Origin of the sequence: Undibacterium sp. 14-3-2, from assembly GCF_016595265.1 — a bacterium.
GTDB classification, from domain to species: domain Bacteria; phylum Pseudomonadota; class Gammaproteobacteria; order Burkholderiales; family Burkholderiaceae_D; genus Undibacterium; species Undibacterium aquatile.
In genome coordinates this window covers 98345-117289 of the sequence record NZ_JAENGS010000005.1, presented here as the reverse complement: position 1 = coordinate 117289, position 18945 = coordinate 98345, and the positions used below count along the sequence as shown (strand labels likewise).

Here is an 18945-nt window from a genome sequence, read left to right as displayed (position 1 = left end):
TTCCCGCGGAATCAAAAAAGGCGAAGATATTCTTCGCCTTTTTGTTTAAGTTGAGCAAGATGACGTTGCTCACGGGGCCAATCACGAACGGGTGATAGGCAAGCCCAAATCTTCTTTCAGATCAATGTGCTTCGCCAGTTCCAGTTTCGCAATCGCATTGCGGTGAACTTCATCGGGGCCATCAGCCAGACGCAGAGTACGGTTGCCAGCCCATTGCGCTGCCAGTGGGAAATCGCCGGAAACACCGCCAGCACCGTGTGCCTGTATCGCCCAATCCAGCACTTGCTGTGTGACATTCGGTGCCAGTACCTTGATCATTGCGATTTCTGCCTGCGCATGTTTGTTGCCGACCGTATCCATCAGATACGCCGCCTTCATCGTCAATAAACGCGCTGTATCAATCTGAATACGGGATTCCGCAATGCGCTCACGCCAGATGCTTTGCTCAGAAATCTTTTTACCAAATGCGGTGCGGCTGTTCAGGCGTTTGCACATCAACTCCAGTGCCCGTTCTGCCACACCAATCGCACGCATGCAGTGATGAATACGTCCAGGGCCAAGGCGACCTTGTGCGATTTCAAAACCACGGCCTTCACCGAGCAGGATATTCGACGCCGGCACACGCACATTCTCAAATAGGATTTCACAATGACCATGCGGTGCATCGTCGTAGCCGAAGACAGGAAGAGGGCGTTTCACCGTGATGCCCGGCGTTTTTGCATCAACCAGTATCATCGATTGCTGCGCATGGCGTGCCGCATTGAAATCGGTTTTCCCCATCAGAATATAGACGGAGCAACGCGGATCACCAGCGCCGGATATCCACCATTTATGGCCGTTGATCACATAATGATCGACGTCGCGCTCAATGCGGGTTTCCACATTGGTGGCATCTGATGAAGCAACACCAGGCTCAGTCATCGCAAAAGCCGAGCGGATTTCACCGCGCAGCAGCGGTTCTAACCATTGTTTTTTGTGTTCTTCGGTACCGTAACGTTCTATGGTTTCCATGTTGCCAGTATCCGGCGCGGAGCAATTGAATACTTCCGGCGCCCAACCGACGCGACCCATGATTTCGCATAAAGGTGCGTAATCGAGATTCGATAAACCCTCTGGGGCTCGCGCTGATTTTGGCAGGAAAAGATTCCATAAGCCTTCTGCGCGGGCTTTCGGCTTCAGATCTTCAATAATTTGCGTTGCGATCCAACGGTTGCCTTTTTCCAGTCCATTGCGGTCTATCTCTTCTTTGTAGGCTTGTTCGTTCGGATAAATGTGTTCATCCATGAAGCGCAATAATTTAGCTTGCAGCTCTTTACAGCGATCTGAGTATTCGAATTCCATTTTGTCTCCGGTTTTTGTTTTTACGATGAAAATGAATTGCCTGCTGCTTGTGTTCTTATTAAACGATAAGAACGATAAAAACCATTATGCTTGTTTCTGTACGTAGCTCCAGCCCAGCTCCGCCATAGGTCTTGCCGATTCGCCAGACTTTTTCGCCTGAGCGCTGGATGCCGTACCGTCCACATACCGTTTCATGATGCCTTGCAGAATGCCCGCCATGCGGAACAGATTGTAAGCAAGATAGAAATTGAAATCTTCCGGACGTATGGTTTTACCCGTACGTTCGCAATATTTTGCGATGTATTCCTGTTCGGAAGGAATGCCCAGTGCCTTGTGATCAAGACCTGCAATGCCACGGAACTGCCCCGGTGTCACATGCCAGCTCATGCAGTGATATGAAAAATCTGCGAGTGGATGACCGAGTGTGGAAAGTTCCCAATCCAGTATCGCCAGAATTCGTGGTTCAGTCGGATGGAACATCATATTGTCGAGACGATAATCACCATGCACGATGCTGGTGTCGTCACCGGCTGGAATATTATGCGGCAGCCATTCGATCAGCTTATCCATCGCTTCGATTTTTTCGGTTTCCGATGCACGGTATTGTTTCGTCCAACGATCTATCTGGCGCGCAAAGTAATTGCCTGGCTTACCGTAATCCGCCAGACCGATAGCGGCATAGTCTATGGTGTGCAGCTGCGCTATGACGCGATTCATTTCATCATAAATTTCACCGCGTTGCGCTGGTGTCATGCCTGGCAGAGACTGATCCCACAACACACGGCCATCGACAAATTCCATGATGTAGAAAGCGCGGCCAATCACGTCTTCATCGGCGCACAGTGCGTATTGTCTGGCAGCCGGAAAGCCGGCTTTATTCAGCGCATTCATGACCTTGAATTCGCGTTCTATCGCGTGTGCAGATGGCAGTAACTTGGCAACAGGGCCAGGTTTGGCGCGCATCACATAACGTTGATTACCCGCGCTGAGTTTGAAGGTAGGGTTAGACTGGCCGCCTTTGAATTGTTCTACCACCAGTTGGTCTGCTAATGAGGCATCGAAGCCTTCGACATGTTGCCGCATATAGTCAGCAAGTGCGCCTATATCGAATTTCTGGCGATCAGCAACCGGCATGGTGCCCATGAATTCTTCAAACATCAATGTCTCCTGGCGGATATAAATTGTTATGTGATCTTAACCCCGGATAAACTTCGGAGCAGACGGTCAAAACTATTTTAACCTAAGTAATCGAACGTTCGTACTATTTTTTATTTCAGTTTTATTGCGGAAGAAAACAGACACCCAGAGAGCGCATCTCGGCATGTTGTTGTGACAGGTTCGGTGTGCTGTGTTGTGTTTCGGAACGCATAAGGGCTTCAAACTCTGTGTCTGAAGCCCTTATTCGTGAAAGCGTGAAAAATGAAATGGAGGGAGCCGCCGATGGGAAACTTATAGCGAGTTCAAAACGCGTTCAGAATAAATTCAACACACCATCCAGTCCGACAAAGTTCAATGCGACATCGGCTTGTGCGCGGACCACGGGTTTGGCGCGAAAGGCCACGGACATACCTGATATTTTCATCATTTTTAAATCGTTAGCACCGTCGCCCATCACGATGGCTTGATCTGGTGTGACGCCCATTTCTGCACAGACGCGTTCAACGGTTCTTTTCTTTTCATCTGCATCGACGATGCCACCGACGACTTTGCCCGTTAGTTTGCCATTCTCTATTTCGAGGACATTGGCATGGGTATGATCGAGCTGCAGGCGAGATTTCATGCGATCGGTGAAGAAAGTAAAACCGCCAGAGACCAGCAGGGTTTTCAATCCAGCCTGTTGAATCGCTTTCAGCATCTTGTCTGCCCCCGGCGATAGTTGCAAACGTTCATCGTAGACGCGTTGCAATGCTGAGGCATCCAGTCCTTTGAGTAGCGCGACCCGGCGCGTCAGGCTTTCGCAGAATTCAAGTTCACCGCGCATGGCAGCTTCGGTGATTTCTGCGACTTGTGGTTTCAGACCTTGCATATCCGCGATTTCATCGATGCATTCGATGGTGATCAGCGTCGAATCCATGTCCATCGCCACCAATTTAAAGTCACTGAGGGCGCGGGCTTGTTTTTGCGCGGTCACATCCAGCTCAGCGTCGAAGCATTGCTGCTGTATCAGCGCCCATGCCGTATCGTCAAGGCTGACGCCATTAAGACGCAGCGCGTAGTCATTTAACTGGCTGGATGTCGTTGCCTTGCTGTGATCGATAATTTCTTGCAGTAAAGCCTGATGCGGCCCATGAATGGGATGCACGCCTTGTATGGTCAATTGTGTGATGGTCATGAACGGATCGATAAGTAGGAAAATCTAGGTGATAATCAATGCAGCGCTTTAAGCGTGGTCTTGATTTGTGCAACCCGGCTCGCGAGGTCAGGCATGTTGGCAGTGATGCGCAGTTTGTCCTGACCATTCAAGCGGATGTGTTTGTTCTTTTGTACCAGCTCGATGATGCGCATCGCATCGATCGGTGGCTGCGGTTCAAATTGCAAAGTCGCCGCTTCGTTATGGGCATCAATCTTGATGATGCCCAGCGGCTTGGCGGCGACCCGCAGTCTATGGGTTTCCAGCAAAGACTTAACCTGTTCCGGCAGCTTGCCGAAACGATCGATCATTTCTTCCTGTATATCATCGATCGCACTGGCTTTGCTGCAATTGGCCAGACGTTTGTATATCGACAGCCGTTCGTGAACATCGCCGCAGAAGTCGTTTGGCAATAAGGCCGGGATATGCAGATTGATTTCGGTGGTTGACGATAAAGGTGCGGCAAGATCAGGTTCTTTGCCATTCTTCAGCGCACGTACCGCTTCATTGAGCATGTCGGAATACATCTGGAAGCCAATCTCATGCATTTCACCTGATTGATTATCACCCAGCACTTCACCCGCACCACGGATTTCCAGATCGTGCATCGCCAAGTAAAAGCCACTGCCGAGTTCTTCCATTTGCTGAATTGCTTCCAGCCGTCGGTTTGCCTGTTTGGTCAGTCCTTGCACATCATGTACCAGCAGATACGCATAGGCCTGATGATGCGAGCGGCCAACACGTCCTCGTAACTGGTGCAACTGTGCGAGGCCAAATTTATCGGCTCGATGCATGATGATGGTATTCGCGGTCGGCACATCGATACCGGTTTCGATAATTGTCGTACACAGAAGGATGTTATGCCGTTGCGCTACGAAATCGCGCATAACTTTTTCCAGATCACGTTCATGCATCTGACCATGTGCCACCACCACGCGTGCCTCTGGCAACAGTGCTTCCAGCATGGCCTTGCGGTTTTCTATCGTTTCCACCTCGTTGTGCAGGAAGTAAACCTGACCGCCGCGTTTCAATTCGCGCAGACAAGCTTCGCGAATCACTGAATCATCTTCGCTACGCACAAAAGTTTTGATCGCCAGACGTTTTTGCGGTGCGGTCGCAATAATCGAAAAATCACGTAAACCTTCGAGTGCCATGCCCAGCGTGCGCGGAATCGGTGTCGCGGTCAGTGTCAGCACGTCGACTTCGGCCCGCAGTGACTTCAGAGCTTCTTTCTGACGTACGCCAAATCGATGTTCCTCATCGATGATCACCAGGCCGAGCCGGGAAAATTTCACGTCATCCGACAAAAGTTTATGTGTGCCGATCACGATATCGACGGTGCCATCGCCCATACCTTTGATCGCAAGATTGATTTCCTTGCCGGAGCGGAAACGCGATAATTCAGCGATTTTGACCGGCCAGTTAGCAAAGCGATCGGCAAAGGTCTGTGCGTGTTGTTCAGCGAGTAGGGTGGTCGGTGCCAGAATCGCGACCTGTTTGCCGCCCATAACTGCCACAAAGGCGGCGCGCAAGGCGACTTCGGTCTTGCCAAAGCCAACGTCACCGCAAATCAGGCGATCCATAGGTTTGCCTGATGTCATATCACCGATCACCGCAGTAATTGCGGCGGCCTGATCCGGTGTTTCATCAAAGCCGAAACTCTCAGCAAAAGCTTCATAATCTTTGGCTGAATATTCAAATGCATGACCGTGACGTGCGGCGCGACGGGCATACAGATTCAGCAGTTCTGCTGCGGTATCACGGATTTGCTGGGCTGCTTTTTTCTTCGCTTTTTCCCACTGTCCTGAACCCAGCGTATGCAAAGGTGCATCGTCCGGTGAAGCACCGGAATAGCGCGAGATCACGTGCAGTTGCGAGACGGGTACGTACAGCTTGGTTTCTTTCGCGTATTCGAGATGCAGAAATTCGGTGTCGCCTTCACCCAGATCCATGCTGATCAGCCCCATGTATCGTCCGATACCATGATTGCTATGCACAACAGGATCGCCGATTTTGAGTTCGGATAAATCGCGCACCATGTGCTCGACTTGCGTTGTGGCTTCCTGCTTTTTGCGGCCTATGCGTTTGCCACTGCCTGCATATAATTCGGCTTCGGTGATAAAAGCAAGATCCTCTGCCAGCACGAAACCGGCATGCAAGGGTGCAACGCCCAGCATGAGTTTGGCGTTGGCAGTAACAAAGTCAGCGTAGCCTTCACACAGACTGAGCTGGATATTGTATTCATTGAAGTACTGCTGCAAGGTTTCACGACGCCCAGCAGTTTCTGCGCAAATCATCACGCGTTTATCGGTTTGCAGTAGGAAAGAACGCAAATTCGTAAGCGGATCGTCGGCGCGGCGGTTGACTGCGATATCTGGTGGGAAGCCCGATACTTCCGATGCCGCAGCGTTTTTTTCGGTGTCAGCAATGACCCAGCGCGCCTGCGTTTTGAGCGCCGCAAAAAAATCTTCATCGCGCAGAAAAACAGATTCAGGCGGTAATACCGGGCGCTCGCGATCCGATTTCAGAAATTGATAACGTGAGCGCGTATCAGTCCAGAAACGCTGTATCGTCTCGTCGATATTGCCGACCAGCGCGAAATGCGGCGCTTCTGGCAGATAATTAAACAGGGTGGAAGTTTGCTCGAAAAAAAGTGGCAGATAGTATTCGATACCGGCAGACGCAATGCCATTGCCTATATCTTTGTAAATGGACGAACGCGACGGATCGCCTTCGAATGTTTCGCGCCAGCGGCTGCGAAACGCAACGCGTGCTGGCTCATCCATAGGAAATTCGCGTCCTGGCAACAGGCGAACTTCCGGCACCGGATACAGCGAACGCTGGGTATCAGCATCAAAGGTGCGGATGGTTTCTATCGTGTCGCCAAATAAATCAAGTCGATACGGCAGTGCGGAACCCATAGGGAATAAATCGATCAGGCCGCCACGCACCGAATATTCACCGGGCGACATCACCTGGCTGACATGGCTGTAACCTGCCAGCGTCAACTGAGATTTCAGCTTCGCTTCATCCAGCGTGTCACCTTTTTTGAAAAAGAAAGTGTACGCGGCGAGGAATGATGGCGGTGCCATGCGGAGTAGGGCGGTGGTCGCCGGTGCCAGCAAGACATCGCAATTGCCATTCTGAATTTCATACAGACTGGCAAGACGTTCAGAGACCAGATCCTGATGTGGTGAAAATGCATCGTAAGGCAAGGTTTCCCAATCCGGCAGCAAATGGCAGCGCAATTCAGCGTTGAACCACGGTATCTCGTCCAGCAGCCGTTGGGCATCGCCGGGATTAGCGACGAACACGGTCAGCATGCGCTTTTCTGACCTCAGCGCTGTAGCGGCTTGCGCTAACGCGTACGCATCAGAAGAACCATGCAGATTGGGGAGTGCCAGACGATGGCCGGGTTTTGCTAAGGATTTACTGAAATCAAATGACATTGCGGCTAGACAGGAAGATGCCGTAAAACGATCTTACGGAACAGGATACGCGGTTAAAATGAGCGTTCAATTATAAACGAAGGGGCAGTTAGGCATTGAAACGCCACTGATCTGATTATGTCTGAAGAATTAAAACAACAGCAAGGCCAGTTGCCACGTTATGTTGCCCTGATTCCGGCAGCAGGTGTTGGTGCGCGTATGGGGGCGAACTCTCCAAAACAGTATCTGACCATCGCTGGTAAATCGATACTGCAACATACCGTGAATGCGTTTTTGAATTTTCCGGGTATCAGTCATACTTATGTGGTGGTCAGCGAAGAGGATGCTGTTGCAGATACAGCCTTGCTTGCAGCCGAACGCATGACCATTTTGCGGTGCGGCGGTGAAACTCGTCGTGACAGTGTGCGCAACGGCCTGGCATATCTGGCAGATAAGCTCGATGCTAATGATTGGGTGCTGGTGCATGACGCTGCCCGACCCGGACTGACATCGGCCTTATTGCAGAAATTAATCGAGCAGGTTGGCTCAGATGCGGTCGGCGGCTTACTCGCTTTGCCTGTCGTAGATACTGTCAAACGTATTCAGGATGGAAAAGTAGAAACCGTTTCCCGCGAAGGTTTATGGTTAGCCCAGACGCCACAGATGTTCCGTTATGCTTTGCTCTGCAAGGCGCTGGATCAGGCGGAGCAGGTTACCGATGAATCCAGTGCACTCGAATTAATGGGGTATTCGCCTGTGCTGGTCGAAGGCCACGCCTGCAATCTGAAGGTGACCTTACCCGCCGACCTGTTGCTGGCGGCGCAGTATCTGCAAAGAAATAAATAAGTAAATCAGGACCGACGCAAAACCGCCCCTGCGGCGTTATGGCTCTTAGCCGTACTATTCGTACTATCTTCGTCACCATGCCTTGCCTGGGTAAATTGCGTCAGTCCTGTAAATAAAGCAAAGCAGTAAAGAGTAGAGAATCAATAAATTAAGGTTATTTGATGAAAAATAAGATGCTTCCTTTCCGCATAGGGCAAGGTTATGACTGTCATGCACTCGTATCTGAGCGTCGGTTGATTATCGGTGGTGTGGATATTCCGCACACCAAGGGTCTGCTTGGCCATTCGGATGCCGATGTGTTGCTGCATGCGATTACCGATGCGATTTTCGGTTCCGTGGCGCTGGGTGATATCGGGCGGCATTTTCCCGATACCGATCTGCGCTTTAAAGGCGCTGATTCGCGTGTGTTATTGCGTGAGGCCGTGCTGCGTTTGCATGCGACAGGCTATGTGATCGGTAATCTGGACGCGACCATCATTGCACAGACACCGAAGATGGCACCGCATATCGCAGCAATGGTAGAAAATATCGCCGAAGACCTGCAGGTCGATGTCAATCAGGTCAACATCAAAGCCAAGACCAATGAAAAGCTGGGTTACTTAGGGCGTGAAGAGGGTATTGCTGCGGAAGCCGTGGTGCTGGTGTTTCATGCCGATAATCAGTAAGCTGTTCGGCTAAAGCTGAAATAGTTGGAATAAAAAAGGAAAACAAAAAATGAAACACGAAAATCTGAAACAGCTGCTGGCTGAAGCACATCAACAACTGGCCGGAACAGAAAAAGTCGACGATGAGTTAAAGGCTTTGCTGGAAAATTTAAATCAGGACATCCATCAGGTGCTGAGTTCCGATCAGACACATGATGTCTCTGTGTTTGACACGCTGAGCGAACGCTCTCTGGCCTTGTCGGCAAAATTTGCCGCAGAACATCCTAAATTGGAACCAGTATTGCGTGAATTAGGTTCTATGCTGGCGAAGATCGGCGTTTAAATCGGCTCTCTGAACAGGCAATACAAGAAAAAGCCACGATTTGTCATTGACGAAATCGTGGCTTTTTTGCGTTTTCGTTCAACAGCAAAGGCCGAATTTCATAAGCCGGGCTCAATCAAACCCGTATTCTTCCGGCGGTGCTTCGCCTGCGAGGGCGCTGGAATTCCACGGTAAGCCTTCACCTTTTCGTACCAGTTCATCCGCATATTCATACACGTTCGGGCAACCAGTTTCAGCGATCAGTGTTTTGACGATGGTTACTTTCCAGGCATCCACACATGCCGCCTGAAATTGACAGACCAGATAGCCAGGCTTGTTGCCGTAAAAATCGACCAGTAAGCCCGGCAACTGATCGGCTTCGGCATTAATCAGGCGTTTTGTGCTGCCCGCTTTGCTTTTTACTGCACGCGATTTCGCTAACGCCGCCTGAACCCGGCGTTTGATCATGGCGTGATCCACCGCTTCTTTTTCATCGAGCGTCCAGATCCGGGCTCGAATCTGTGATTTTGGGCTCCATCCTGCGCGTGCCAGAAACTGGCCGGAAGAGGAACGAACCAGCGCTGTTGCGCCGGATTTGATTCGCTCGCCAAATTTACCGTCTATGCGTTCGATGGCAGAAAGGTAAATCCAGGGTTGCCCCTCCAGCAATGCCTTTTCTTTGCCTTGTTTGATCGTGATGATGAGCATAGCGGTTCCGGATGTGGGTGAAATGAAAGGCGCGGAATATACCCTGTTTGTACTTTTCTTGCTGTTTCTTTTGCTTTTTTTATTTGTACAGTATCCGGATTGCGGCGGTTTTGCCATCGCAGGGTGTTTGCATACGGTCAGTTCAGCACTATTTCAGTCAGAAAAGCCGTCTCTGCTACAATACAGCCCCTGTTCCGGGTCGGGGATGCTGATTTTGATTGCAAAAGGGCGTAGTATTTTCTTTGCCTGTCTTTAAATCAGCGCTTTCGATGCTATCTGTGCAGCACGCTCTCAGCGTCGCCCTTGTTCAAATTTCACCCACACTTACACGATATACGCCATGCAAATTAAAGCCAACTCCGTTGTCAGCCTGAATTACACGATGTTCAATACGAACGGTGACATCATTGATCAGAACCGTGATCCTATTGTTTATCTGCACGGTGATTACGACAATATTCTGCCTGCCGTTGAAGCCGCGCTGGATGGTAAAAAGGTCGGAGACAAGGTATCTGTGGTGCTGGCACCGGAAGATGGCTTTGGTGAAATCGAGTCCGAATTCGTGCGCGAAGAAGACATCAGCGCATTTCCACCGGATATCGAAGTCGGCATGATGTTTGAAACCCGCGATCCCGAAACTGAAGAAACCATGCAATTCCGCGTGACGAAGATTGATGCTGGCGTTGTAACGGTGGATGGCAATCATCCGCTGGCGGGCATGACGATACGCTTTGATACCGAAGTGTTGGATATCCGTGAAGCTACCGACGAAGAAATCGTGCACGGTCACGTCCACGGCGAACACGGTCACCATCATTAATTCTGGAGACTGAACTGTTGTCGGAGCCGATCGTAGTCTGTCGGCGCAATCTGTCAGCTTACATATACTCCCCCGGGTATATGTAAACACCCTTGATTAATATAGGGGAAATGCCTGTTTTTGCCGCATACTCCCCAAAATCATCTCATTTTTGGCACTCAGGCGATGTTTTCGCGGATTCGCAGCCGCTGCTCATGCAGGTTGCGCCTGCTGCGCATGCAACGCTCATATTGCCGGAATTGCGAAGCCTGATGCCAATAGCTGCTATGGTTCCGCAAGTGTGATGAGAAATGGAAGCGAAAAGCAGATGAAAGATTATTACGTCATTCTCGGTATTGCGCCGAATGCCTCATTGTCGGATGTGAAAAAAGCCTTCCGCCAGAAAGCGGCAGAGTTTCATCCTGACCGGAACACATCGGAACTGGCGCCAGAAAAATTTCATGCGGTAAAAGAAGCCTACGACATTTTGTCTGACGATGCGGCGCGATCCGCTTACGATGAAAATCGTCGTCGTAACTTGCTCGATTCTCCGCTGGAAACAGCGACAGACATCTGGAAGCATTATTTATCAGGAGTATTGAAGTGAAATTGTCCCGTTTTTTTGAGGATCTGATGGCGGTGTATAACGCCGAAATCGAAGATTTGAAATCAGATTCCGAAGGCAAAAATGTCCTGAAGGCGCGTCTGCGTGAAAAAGGCGAGCAATTGCCTTTGTTGTTGCCGATGATGGACTCCAATCCGGAAATGCTGGCGTCCGCTTTTCATCTGGGATTTATATTTTTGAACCCGCTGGCGCTGGAAAACCTGACAACGAAAGAGGAAGCCAAACTGCCAACGTGGAAAAGTTTATCCGCTGCCGTCAAGCTCGAACCATGGGCGGAGCCGCTAAGCAAGATTGTGTTGCAAGAAGCAGGCGGAGAGAAGTTTTTGGTCATTGCGGCAGCGCTCGAATATCTGAATCGTGGTCAGCAAGCGCGCAAACACAGCGCCTCGAATACGCTGGAAGCCGACGACGAAGATAAAGAAATTAACGACGCCGATGAAGAATTGAAAGAAAACGGCGACCTCGATGGTAACTATGGTCGCCACGGTCGCGATGATGGCGATGATGGTGACGATTACGATCTTGACGAAGCAGGCGCAGACTGGCTGGCTGAGCAAGGTTTCGACCGCAAAGACTAAGGATACAAGATGAGCTTACCTGCATTAATTGAAGCGCAAAACCTGATCATGGCGGGCGATATCGCCGGCGCGGAATTCGCACTGGCAAATATCGCTGAAACCGAAGGCGACAAAGCGCTGGTCGCTGCGTTGGATGATTTTCCGGCAAAAGATTTATTGGCTATTATCCGTGAATACGATGCGTCTAAAGAGTCGCTGGTGAATTTGCTGGTGACGCCTGAGCAGTTCGCGCAAGCGGTCGTGCTGGAACGCCGTTATGGCGATCAGACGCATGAACAGTTACGCGGCATGATTAACTCTGTCATCTTCCGCGAAGGTGCTGATCCGGCAGAATTTTTATATGAAATCGCCGAAGTCGACGGTGGCTACGATGCACTGGTTGATTACCTGCTGGATCGTGCACCGATGGTCGAGCATTTTTATAAATATGCGACTTTCGATTTATACGAATATGGCGACGGCGCAAAAACCCAGGCGCAGGAAGACGATCTGATGAATCTGGATCGCGATACCGAAAGCCTGGCGTCGCCGCTCGATATGGCGAATCTGGAAGATCACGACTGGATGCAGGTTACCTATCTGCTGCGTTACGAATTGCCGGAAATTTTCCGCGAAGTGCTGATGAAGCTGCGCGCCCGCTATAAAGCATATCTGGCGAGCCAGCAAAGCGATGAACTCGAAGGCGGCGAGGGTGAGGCGGAAGAGGATGAACGTCCTAAAAACAATGATGATGGCGACGACAAGGATGACGAAGAATCCGCGTTGTAATTTGCTGTCGGCATTCTGAATCAATGCAGAGCGCGGCGACCGTGTTCTGCATTTTTTGTTAGTTTCCCTAATTCCGGTAAGTTGCTTACGGAAATTGACGTAAAGAGCGAGTAAAAACCGAGTAAAAGCGAGTGAAGATACGATGACAGCCTCTGTTTACGATATTGCCCTGATTGATAACCGGCCATTTTTTGAGTCGGCATTACGCTACGGCGTGCAAAAAGCCATCATTGCCAGCAGCAAAATTGCAGCGATCGAAGCCGAAGCACCAAAAGGCATGGTGCAGATTGCGGAAGCGTTTGGCAGTAAATATCTGCGCCCTGAAATCGAATTGGCACGCAAGCGCATCGTCAATCTGGCCAGCCTGTATCTGATCGAAACATCCAAAGGCGATCTGGAACTGGCGGCCAAACTGATACGTGATAATACTTTTCTGAGCCTGTCGCGTGGCGGCTCTGGCTTGTTGAAAGCCCTGTTTGCGATGCCGGAATATGCTTTGCTTGGCCGTGAAACCAAGGGCAAGGTGGAGGATTTTCTGGACGCTTGGTCGCTCAAAGAAAAGCCGCAGGAATACAGAAATGCGCTTGAACACCGTCAGTTAAATGCCGTGGAAATCGAAGCCGGATACTGGTTTGGCGAATGGCTGGGGCTGACGCCATCTTATCTGCAGGATGAAGATGTGGAAGCCGTGGGCGTCGTCCGCACCGCCTTGCTGGCGCACATGTTTGGCGGCCCCGATGCCACTATCGAAAATCAGATTCAGTTTGCGACCTTGCTCGAATCGATACGCGCAATGACACCGGCGAAACGCAATAAAGCGCTGGCATCAGCCGATTTATCGGAAGTGCCGCCTAAGTTTTTGCCGGTGGTGCAGCGTATCATCGACGAAATCAAACAACACGATCTGCCCTTGCTGCAAAACAAAACAACGCCACTGGCACAACTGGTGTTTGCGCTGAAAGAACGTTATTACCTTGGCGATCATGAAATTGAAGATACCTCGGAATACGATGCGCTGGTATCGAAAGAATGGACGCGCCTGACCAAAGGCAAGACCGACGTTGATTCGCTGATGACCCTGTTTTTATGTATCTCAGCGGGCGTTCCGCCGAAAACCACACTGACAGAAAAAGCCGCAAAAACCATCATCAAACAATTCCGCAACGAAGGTTTTGATCACGCGCTGGCGACCGCCTGGATCAATGAATCCGCGCCGCATGAAAAACAGGAAGGCTTGCTGGAAGACTGGCATAATTTCGTCGAAGAAGCCAACCAATACTTGCTCGACGACTGGGATACCTACCTCACCGGTGCAATCCGTTTTCTGACGATGCATTGCCATATTCAGAAGGCGGGGACTAAATAAAACTGCCAGATACTTTTTGTTGTTTCATCGTTCACGATCAACCTCTTTGTTAAGGAATCATGTATGTCAAACGATGTTTCCGATGTCGCTAACGATTTTGTCTATACATTTAAGGTAGAAAAGGTGTTTTCACCTTTTCGTCAACTGACAGAGGAAATACAGACATCGATTGAGCAAAATATCGTGAATGTTATTTATGATTCATTCGTCATCCCTGCCGACGAAGATTATTTAATGGCGAGGTTGCTGGCTCAGAAAAATCTCCACAGAGGCTTCTTTTGGTCTGCATCGCAGGCTTTGGAGAAGTATCTCAAAGCCTATTTATTGATGCATGATTATGGGATTAAGAGATTAAGTAATGGACATTCGTTGGAGCCATTGTTCGATGCGGTAATTACTATTGATCCTGAAATTAAAAATATTTCACTTGCGATTCATAATGAAATAAAGATGGATGCACAGATATTAGCTCAAGTAAAAGTGTTCACAGTTGCTGAGTATCTTCGCGAACTATCAGTTTTTGGGGCAGCAGCCAACCGTTATAACGCCTCTGGAGTGATTTTTAATACGGGACACTTATTTGCTTTGGATGCCTTCGTTTACCACCTTAGGGAAAGAGTTGGCGTTCCAGTTATTAAAAATTCGTTCAAAGGTATCAGTAAGGATTTGCTTGATACGTTTTATGATAATAACTACCACTTTGCGCACAATTCGGTAACTCATTCAATCGTCCCAAGTTCTAAATTCTCTATCCACCACTCGCTAAACTCAACCTGGTTGGGCTATCTGAAGAAACATCGAGAACAATATGCTCCGTCAATTGCATTGCAATGGCTAGAGGAAAAAATGAAGATTTAGTTTGTGGCTTAAACGAAGCCATTAAAAAATCGAAGGCGAGAATTAAATGGGGGGGGCTTCGTGATAAGCGGCCATCGAGACAGCAGCGCGTGCTGATCCATTAAAGGCGAAATAACTGCAAATAAAAAAAGGGGCGACTTTGATAGTCGCCCCTTTTTTGTTTTAGTTGCTTACAAACTCAATTCCAACACCTGACGGCTGACGTCGAGCGTGACGTCGCGTTTTTCGCCGATGGTCAACATGCGGTGGGTTTCCAGTGCGGCGATGACGGGGGAGATGTCGTCTGCGCCGAGGTGGTAATCGCTGAGGCGGGTTTTGACGCCCATTTGCTCAAAGTAATCCTGCATGCGGCTGATGGCGGTGTCGATGCGGCTGTCTTCGCTGCCTTCACGCAGATCCCAGATGCGTTCAGCAAATTGCAGCAGCTTCGCGCGTTTGGCTTCTTTGCGTACGCGCAGCATGCTAGGCAACACGATGGCGAGTGTCTGTGCGTGATCTATGCCATGCAGGGCGGTCAGTTCATGGCCTATCATGTGGGTCGCCCAGTCTTGCGGCACGCCGGTGGAAATCAGTCCATTCAATGCCATTGTGGCGCACCACATCAGATTGGCGCGTACATCGTAATCCTCTGGATTGGCGAGGGCTTTCGGGCCTTCTTCGATCAGGGTTTTGAGCAGGCCTTCGGCGAAGCGATCTTGCACTGGTGAATTGACCGGATAGGTCATGTACTGCTCCATCACGTGTACGAACGCATCAACCGCACCATTGCCAATCTGGCGCGGTGGCAGGGTGTAGGTGGTGGTGGGGTCGAGGACGGAAAATTTCGGGAAGCAATGGCGGCTGCTGAAGGCGAGTTTAGCCTTGATCGATTGACGCGTGACGACGCCGCCATCATTCATTTCTGAGCCAGTGGCCGGCAAGGTCAGAATGCTGCCGAAGGGCAGGGCTTTGCTCACGTTACGACCATGTTTTTCCATGATCGTCCATGGGTCGCCTTCAAACAGCGCTGCTGCCGCGATGAATTTAGTTCCATCAATCACTGAGCCGCCGCCGACCGCCAGCAGGAAATCGATGCTGCCTTGCTTGATGATGTCGACCGCTTTCATCAGTGTTTCATAGCTTGGGTTGGGCTCGATGCCAGCAAATTCGGTGATGCTGCGGTTGCCGAGTGCGGCGATGACCTGATCGAACACGCCGTTTTGTTTAATGCTGCCGCCGCCATACAGCAGCAATACTTTGGCATCTGCCGGTATGGCTTGATGGATGTCGGCGATGCGGCCTTTACCGAACAGGATGTGAGTCGGATTGTAGAAATCGAAATTCAACATGGGCGTCTCCTTGAGAAAGTCTTATCTTAGCGTAAATTCAAAAAATAGATCGGTCGTTCGCAATTAACTGGCGAGGAACAGGAATACGGTTGGTTTTTTATGGAAATCAGGGGCTTGACCAGCGGAAAGTCGCTTCTTCCATTCTGCTGCGGTGCGTGTTTGTATTGATTCGGTTGGCAATGTCAGATCGGTGGCGACGCAAATCAGGCTCTGTGCCTGACACTGGTTTGCCAGGGCTTCCAGCATGGCGGCGTTGCGATACGGCGTTTCTATCAGTAATTGCGTTTGCTTTTCTTTGCGCGAGCGCTCTTCCAGCTCTTTGATGCGTTTTGCGCGTAATGCGGCATCGGTGGGCAGATAGCCGTGAAAGGCGAAACTCTGACCATTCAAGCCGCTACCCATCAGGGCCAGCAGCAGGGATGACGGCCCGACCAGCGGTCTGACCGTGATGTTGCGCTGATGCGCGAGTCGTACCAGATTCGCGCCGGGATCAGCGACGGCGGGAACGCCAGCCTCAGAAATCAGACCGACATCATGTCCTTGCAGCAGCGGTTGCAGCAAGCCTTCGAGCGCCTGTGCCGGGGTGTTGACGTTGAGTTCGCTGATCTGAATATCCTGCATCGCCAGCTTTAAGGGGTGATGCTGACCGAGAAATTTCAGGTAGGCGCGGGTGGTTTTGGCATTCTCTGCAACGAAATAACTGAGCTGCGCGGACATGGATTGCACGGTATCGGGAATGATTTTCGCCAGCAAACCGTCTTGTTGCCCTTCGTTGTAGCCCAGTGTGTTAGGAATGAGGAATAGTGTGCCTGTCATGGGGAAATCTTTTTTAATATGAAGCTGAAATGAAGCTGAAAAATAGTGCTGAAAAATAAAGCTAAAAATAAGTTGATATGTTTTTTTATGCCGACACACAACTGTCGCAGCGACGATATCGTTCTTGTTTGTGGTGTTCTGCCGTCGTCGTACTTTACTGAAATATGCTTACCGGCGTCATATTGGTGCTTATAAATACTGGGGGGAGTATATTTTTACGCCCTTGTTTTACGCTGACAATAAGGCGAAAAAGGCAGATACTCCCCCAATTTAGCTAAAAACAGAGCTTTTTATGAGTCATCAGCGATAAAACTGAACGCCGGCCTTGCGCAGCATGTCTGTCAGCGCAATCAAAGGTAATCCGGTCAGTGCGGTTGGGTCGTCGCTTTGTATCGACGCCAGAATGCTGATGCCGAGCGCTTCGTTTTTCGCGCTGCCAGCGCAATCGTAGGGCTGCTCTATGCGCAGATAGGCATCGAGTTCGGCATCCGGCAAATCGCGGAAGCGGACGATGGTTTGCACGTCGCGCAATTGCACGGCGGGCTGCGCGCCGGGGCGGGTATCCAGCAGGCATAATGCGGTGTGGAAAACGACTTCTTTGCCGCGCATGAGTTGCAATTGCTTTAATGCGCTGGCATGATCGCCGGGTTTGCCGATGTGGATGCCATTCAGTGTCGCAACTTGGTCGGAACCGATAATGAGCGCATTTTCTGCGGGATGTGCAGCAGACGATGCTAACTGTCTGGCGATGGCTTCCGCTTTTTGTTGTGCCAGCCGCAGGGCGGTGGCGTCCGGTGTTTCGCCATGGTGGGCGGTTTCATCGATATCCGGCACCAGCGAATCGAATGGGATTTGCAGCCGGGATAATAATTCGCGGCGATAGACCGAGCTGGAAGCGAGAATCAGGCGTGGATTCATCAGGCTTGCGTTGTGCTGTGAGTGCGGTGAGTCAGACTGGTGCTTGATCATATTCAGGGAATTCAGCGGGAAATAGCAGGTGTAAGAGCTGGTGTAAGTCGTTTTGGCTTAAAAAATGCCTGTAAGCCTTTGACTAACAAGGCCGAGTGCTGTTATTATCGCAGGTTTTCTGGGTTCAAATAATCCTATGCAAGCTTTTGTGATTGACTCTTTCGCGTATTGTCGGCTCGAAGAGCAACGTTCGGGAAGCATTTTAGTCGCAGATTTACCCCGGCTTTCAGGCGAGAGTGCAAACACCGATGGTGCGTTGAACTGGTCTTTGTCTGGCGGTAAAGATGCACTGGGTCATCCACGGCTGGTGTTGAGTGTGACTGGTAGCGTGAATCTGATGTGCCAGCGCTGCCTGAAGCCATTTGCATATGAAATTGACTCTGAATCTGTATTGATACTCGCCAAAAACGAAGAAAATGCCGATGAAATTGACGCATTGCTTGATGATGACGAGGTCGATGTCGTAGTAGGCAGCAAAGCATTTGATGTCAATGATTTGATCGAAGATGAAGCGCTGCTCGCAATACCCCAATCGCCCAAACATGCAGTATGCCCGGATGTATCGTTGGCTTCAGCAAATACTACTGCAGCGATTGAAGCAGAAGTCAGTAAAAAAGAATCACCTTTTGCTGTGTTGAAGAAAATTAATGGGCGTACCTAGTGGCATTATTCTGAAAAAACACTCAGGTCGAAGTATTGTTAGGGATTCTTGGTTGGCGATGTTCGCATTGCGATGTGCGCATTCTTTAGCCAGGTGTGTAAATTTTTAGAAACATTTTTTGAAGTATTAGGAGTTATCATGGCAGTTCAGCAAAATAAAAAGTCCCCATCCAAGCGTGGCATGCACCGTTCCCACGATTTCCTGACTGCACCACAGTTAGGTATCGAGCCAACAACTGGTGAGACACATCTGCGTCACCACATCAGCCCTAACGGCTTTTACCGTGGTCGTAAAGTATTGAAAACTAAGAACGACGAGTAATCTCTGTTCTTGTTAAAGGAAGCGGCGTGACGAGTTTCGTACTTGGCGCCGCTTTTTTTACGCCTGTTTTTCCCGAATTCTGGTGTTCAGATTTGTCTGTGCCCTGATTTTATAAACACGTTTCTGGATCCAGACTGATTTTCTCTGTTTTTTCTTTTTTCATTTCTGTGTGGAAATGGAATTGACGGAAATTGCCTCTCCGTTTGGTACACTAGTC

At 50.0% G+C, this 18945-nt stretch carries 20 protein-coding genes; 12 read left to right on the top strand and 8 right to left on the bottom strand.

Translation table 11 applies throughout. The annotated features are described in order from the left end of the window. Positions 1-81 precede the first annotated feature (81 nt). The 4 genes from Undi14_RS12490 to mfd form a co-directional block, all read right to left on the bottom strand. Positions 82-1341, bottom strand: a complete 1260-nt coding sequence (locus Undi14_RS12490) for an acyl-CoA dehydrogenase family protein (RefSeq protein WP_200180603.1) — start codon at positions 1339-1341, stop codon at positions 82-84. 84 nt (positions 1342-1425) lie between these two features. Beyond that, the gene (locus Undi14_RS12485; protein ID WP_186885396.1) at positions 1426-2499 is read right to left on the bottom strand and encodes a phosphotransferase; all 1074 of its coding nucleotides are present in this window, start codon (positions 2497-2499) and stop codon (positions 1426-1428) included. A gap of 313 nt (positions 2500-2812) precedes the next feature. After that, entirely contained in the window at positions 2813-3673 is an 861-nt protein-coding gene (gene serB, locus Undi14_RS12480; RefSeq protein WP_200180602.1) for a phosphoserine phosphatase SerB, read from the bottom strand. A 35-nt stretch (positions 3674-3708) separates the two neighbouring features. After that, the gene (gene mfd / locus Undi14_RS12475) at positions 3709-7140 is read right to left on the bottom strand and encodes a transcription-repair coupling factor (protein WP_200180601.1); all 3432 of its coding nucleotides are present in this window, start codon (positions 7138-7140) and stop codon (positions 3709-3711) included. A gap of 117 nt (positions 7141-7257) precedes the next feature. Here mfd and ispD point away from each other — a divergent pair, with 117 nt between their 5' ends. The 3 genes from ispD to Undi14_RS12460 all read left to right on the top strand — a co-directional run bounded on the left by ispD (position 7258) and on the right by Undi14_RS12460 (position 8952). Then, positions 7258-7965: a 2-C-methyl-D-erythritol 4-phosphate cytidylyltransferase gene (ispD, locus tag Undi14_RS12470; RefSeq protein ID WP_200180599.1), complete on the top strand. Its 708-nt coding sequence runs from the start codon at positions 7258-7260 to the stop codon at positions 7963-7965. A gap of 161 nt (positions 7966-8126) precedes the next feature. Next, entirely contained in the window at positions 8127-8630 is a 504-nt protein-coding gene (gene ispF / locus Undi14_RS12465) for a 2-C-methyl-D-erythritol 2,4-cyclodiphosphate synthase (protein WP_234030581.1), read from the top strand. A gap of 49 nt (positions 8631-8679) precedes the next feature. Further along, entirely contained in the window at positions 8680-8952 is a 273-nt protein-coding gene (locus Undi14_RS12460; protein WP_186885391.1) for a DUF4404 family protein, read from the top strand. A 111-nt stretch (positions 8953-9063) separates the two neighbouring features. Here Undi14_RS12460 and Undi14_RS12455 read toward each other — a convergent pair whose 3' ends face one another. Beyond that, positions 9064-9639, bottom strand: coding sequence for an SAM-dependent methyltransferase (locus tag Undi14_RS12455; protein ID WP_200180597.1), 576 nt, complete (start codon positions 9637-9639; stop codon positions 9064-9066). 22 nt (positions 9640-9661) lie between these two features. Between Undi14_RS12455 and Undi14_RS18260 the strand changes: the two genes are divergently transcribed. The 7 genes from Undi14_RS18260 (at position 9662) to Undi14_RS12425 (ending at position 14633) form a co-directional block, all read left to right on the top strand. Beyond that, on the top strand, positions 9662-9895 hold the full coding sequence (locus tag Undi14_RS18260; RefSeq protein ID WP_234030580.1) for a hypothetical protein: 234 nt from the start codon (positions 9662-9664) through the stop codon (positions 9893-9895). A gap of 84 nt (positions 9896-9979) precedes the next feature. Continuing rightward, complete coding sequence (locus tag Undi14_RS12450) at positions 9980-10459, top strand: peptidylprolyl isomerase (RefSeq protein WP_186885389.1); 480 nt, start codon at positions 9980-9982, stop codon at positions 10457-10459. Between the two features lie 307 nt (positions 10460-10766). Further along, on the top strand, positions 10767-11045 hold the full coding sequence (locus Undi14_RS12445) for a DnaJ domain-containing protein (protein ID WP_200180594.1): 279 nt from the start codon (positions 10767-10769) through the stop codon (positions 11043-11045). Beyond that, positions 11042-11641, top strand: a complete 600-nt coding sequence (locus Undi14_RS12440; RefSeq protein WP_200180593.1) for a hypothetical protein — start codon at positions 11042-11044, stop codon at positions 11639-11641. Before Undi14_RS12445 ends, Undi14_RS12440 begins: the two co-directional genes overlap by 4 nt. Before the next feature lie 9 nt (positions 11642-11650). Beyond that, positions 11651-12409, top strand: coding sequence for a hypothetical protein (locus tag Undi14_RS12435; RefSeq protein ID WP_200180592.1), 759 nt, complete (start codon positions 11651-11653; stop codon positions 12407-12409). 142 nt (positions 12410-12551) lie between these two features. Beyond that, a complete protein-coding gene (locus Undi14_RS12430) occupies positions 12552-13775 on the top strand; it encodes a hypothetical protein (protein ID WP_200180591.1) in 1224 nt (407 codons plus the stop codon). Positions 13776-13838: 63 nt separating this feature from the next. After that, entirely contained in the window at positions 13839-14633 is a 795-nt protein-coding gene (locus Undi14_RS12425; protein WP_186897358.1) for a HEPN domain-containing protein, read from the top strand. Between the two features lie 170 nt (positions 14634-14803). On the opposite strand, the gene Undi14_RS12420 is transcribed toward Undi14_RS12425, so the two are convergent. The 3 genes from Undi14_RS12420 to Undi14_RS12410 all read right to left on the bottom strand — a co-directional run bounded on the left by Undi14_RS12420 (position 14804) and on the right by Undi14_RS12410 (position 17695). Continuing rightward, positions 14804-15961: an iron-containing alcohol dehydrogenase gene (locus Undi14_RS12420; protein WP_200180590.1), complete on the bottom strand. Its 1158-nt coding sequence runs from the start codon at positions 15959-15961 to the stop codon at positions 14804-14806. Between the two features lie 63 nt (positions 15962-16024). Further along, positions 16025-16777, bottom strand: coding sequence for an SAM-dependent methyltransferase (locus Undi14_RS12415; RefSeq protein WP_200180589.1), 753 nt, complete (start codon positions 16775-16777; stop codon positions 16025-16027). A 300-nt stretch (positions 16778-17077) separates the two neighbouring features. Continuing rightward, complete coding sequence (locus Undi14_RS12410) at positions 17078-17695, bottom strand: Maf family nucleotide pyrophosphatase (RefSeq protein WP_234030579.1); 618 nt, start codon at positions 17693-17695, stop codon at positions 17078-17080. Positions 17696-17882: 187 nt separating this feature from the next. Here Undi14_RS12410 and Undi14_RS12405 point away from each other — a divergent pair, with 187 nt between their 5' ends. Both Undi14_RS12405 and rpmF read left to right on the top strand, forming a co-directional pair. Beyond that, entirely contained in the window at positions 17883-18407 is a 525-nt protein-coding gene (locus Undi14_RS12405; protein WP_200180584.1) for a DUF177 domain-containing protein, read from the top strand. 138 nt (positions 18408-18545) lie between these two features. Beyond that, positions 18546-18728, top strand: coding sequence for a 50S ribosomal protein L32 (gene rpmF, locus Undi14_RS12400; protein ID WP_162018712.1), 183 nt, complete (start codon positions 18546-18548; stop codon positions 18726-18728). Positions 18729-18945: the final 217 nt, after the last annotated feature.

Bases quoted from the DNA above. Each gene is read 5' to 3' on its own strand.
- Undi14_RS12490 (WP_200180603.1), bottom strand. From the start codon at position 1,341: ATGGAATTCGAATACTCAGATCGCTGTAAAGAGCTGCAAGCTAAATTA.
- Undi14_RS12485 (WP_186885396.1), bottom strand. From the start codon at position 2,499: ATGTTTGAAGAATTCATGGGCACCATGCCGGTTGCTGATCGCCAGAAA.
- serB (WP_200180602.1), bottom strand. From the start codon at position 3,673: ATGACCATCACACAATTGACCATACAAGGCGTGCATCCCATTCATGGG.
- mfd (WP_200180601.1), bottom strand. From the start codon at position 7,140: ATGTCATTTGATTTCAGTAAATCCTTAGCAAAACCCGGCCATCGTCTG.
- ispD (WP_200180599.1), top strand. From the start codon at position 7,258: ATGTCTGAAGAATTAAAACAACAGCAAGGCCAGTTGCCACGTTATGTT.
- ispF (WP_234030581.1), top strand. From the start codon at position 8,127: ATGAAAAATAAGATGCTTCCTTTCCGCATAGGGCAAGGTTATGACTGT.
- Undi14_RS12460 (WP_186885391.1), top strand. From the start codon at position 8,680: ATGAAACACGAAAATCTGAAACAGCTGCTGGCTGAAGCACATCAACAA.
- Undi14_RS12455 (WP_200180597.1), bottom strand. From the start codon at position 9,639: ATGCTCATCATCACGATCAAACAAGGCAAAGAAAAGGCATTGCTGGAG.
- Undi14_RS18260 (WP_234030580.1), top strand. From the start codon at position 9,662: ATGAAAGGCGCGGAATATACCCTGTTTGTACTTTTCTTGCTGTTTCTT.
- Undi14_RS12450 (WP_186885389.1), top strand. From the start codon at position 9,980: ATGCAAATTAAAGCCAACTCCGTTGTCAGCCTGAATTACACGATGTTC.
- Undi14_RS12445 (WP_200180594.1), top strand. From the start codon at position 10,767: ATGAAAGATTATTACGTCATTCTCGGTATTGCGCCGAATGCCTCATTG.
- Undi14_RS12435 (WP_200180592.1), top strand. From the start codon at position 11,651: ATGAGCTTACCTGCATTAATTGAAGCGCAAAACCTGATCATGGCGGGC.
- Undi14_RS12430 (WP_200180591.1), top strand. From the start codon at position 12,552: ATGACAGCCTCTGTTTACGATATTGCCCTGATTGATAACCGGCCATTT.
- Undi14_RS12425 (WP_186897358.1), top strand. From the start codon at position 13,839: ATGTCAAACGATGTTTCCGATGTCGCTAACGATTTTGTCTATACATTT.
- Undi14_RS12420 (WP_200180590.1), bottom strand. From the start codon at position 15,961: ATGTTGAATTTCGATTTCTACAATCCGACTCACATCCTGTTCGGTAAA.
- Undi14_RS12415 (WP_200180589.1), bottom strand. From the start codon at position 16,777: ATGACAGGCACACTATTCCTCATTCCTAACACACTGGGCTACAACGAA.
- Undi14_RS12410 (WP_234030579.1), bottom strand. From the start codon at position 17,695: ATGAATCCACGCCTGATTCTCGCTTCCAGCTCGGTCTATCGCCGCGAA.
- Undi14_RS12405 (WP_200180584.1), top strand. From the start codon at position 17,883: ATGCAAGCTTTTGTGATTGACTCTTTCGCGTATTGTCGGCTCGAAGAG.
- rpmF (WP_162018712.1), top strand. From the start codon at position 18,546: ATGGCAGTTCAGCAAAATAAAAAGTCCCCATCCAAGCGTGGCATGCAC.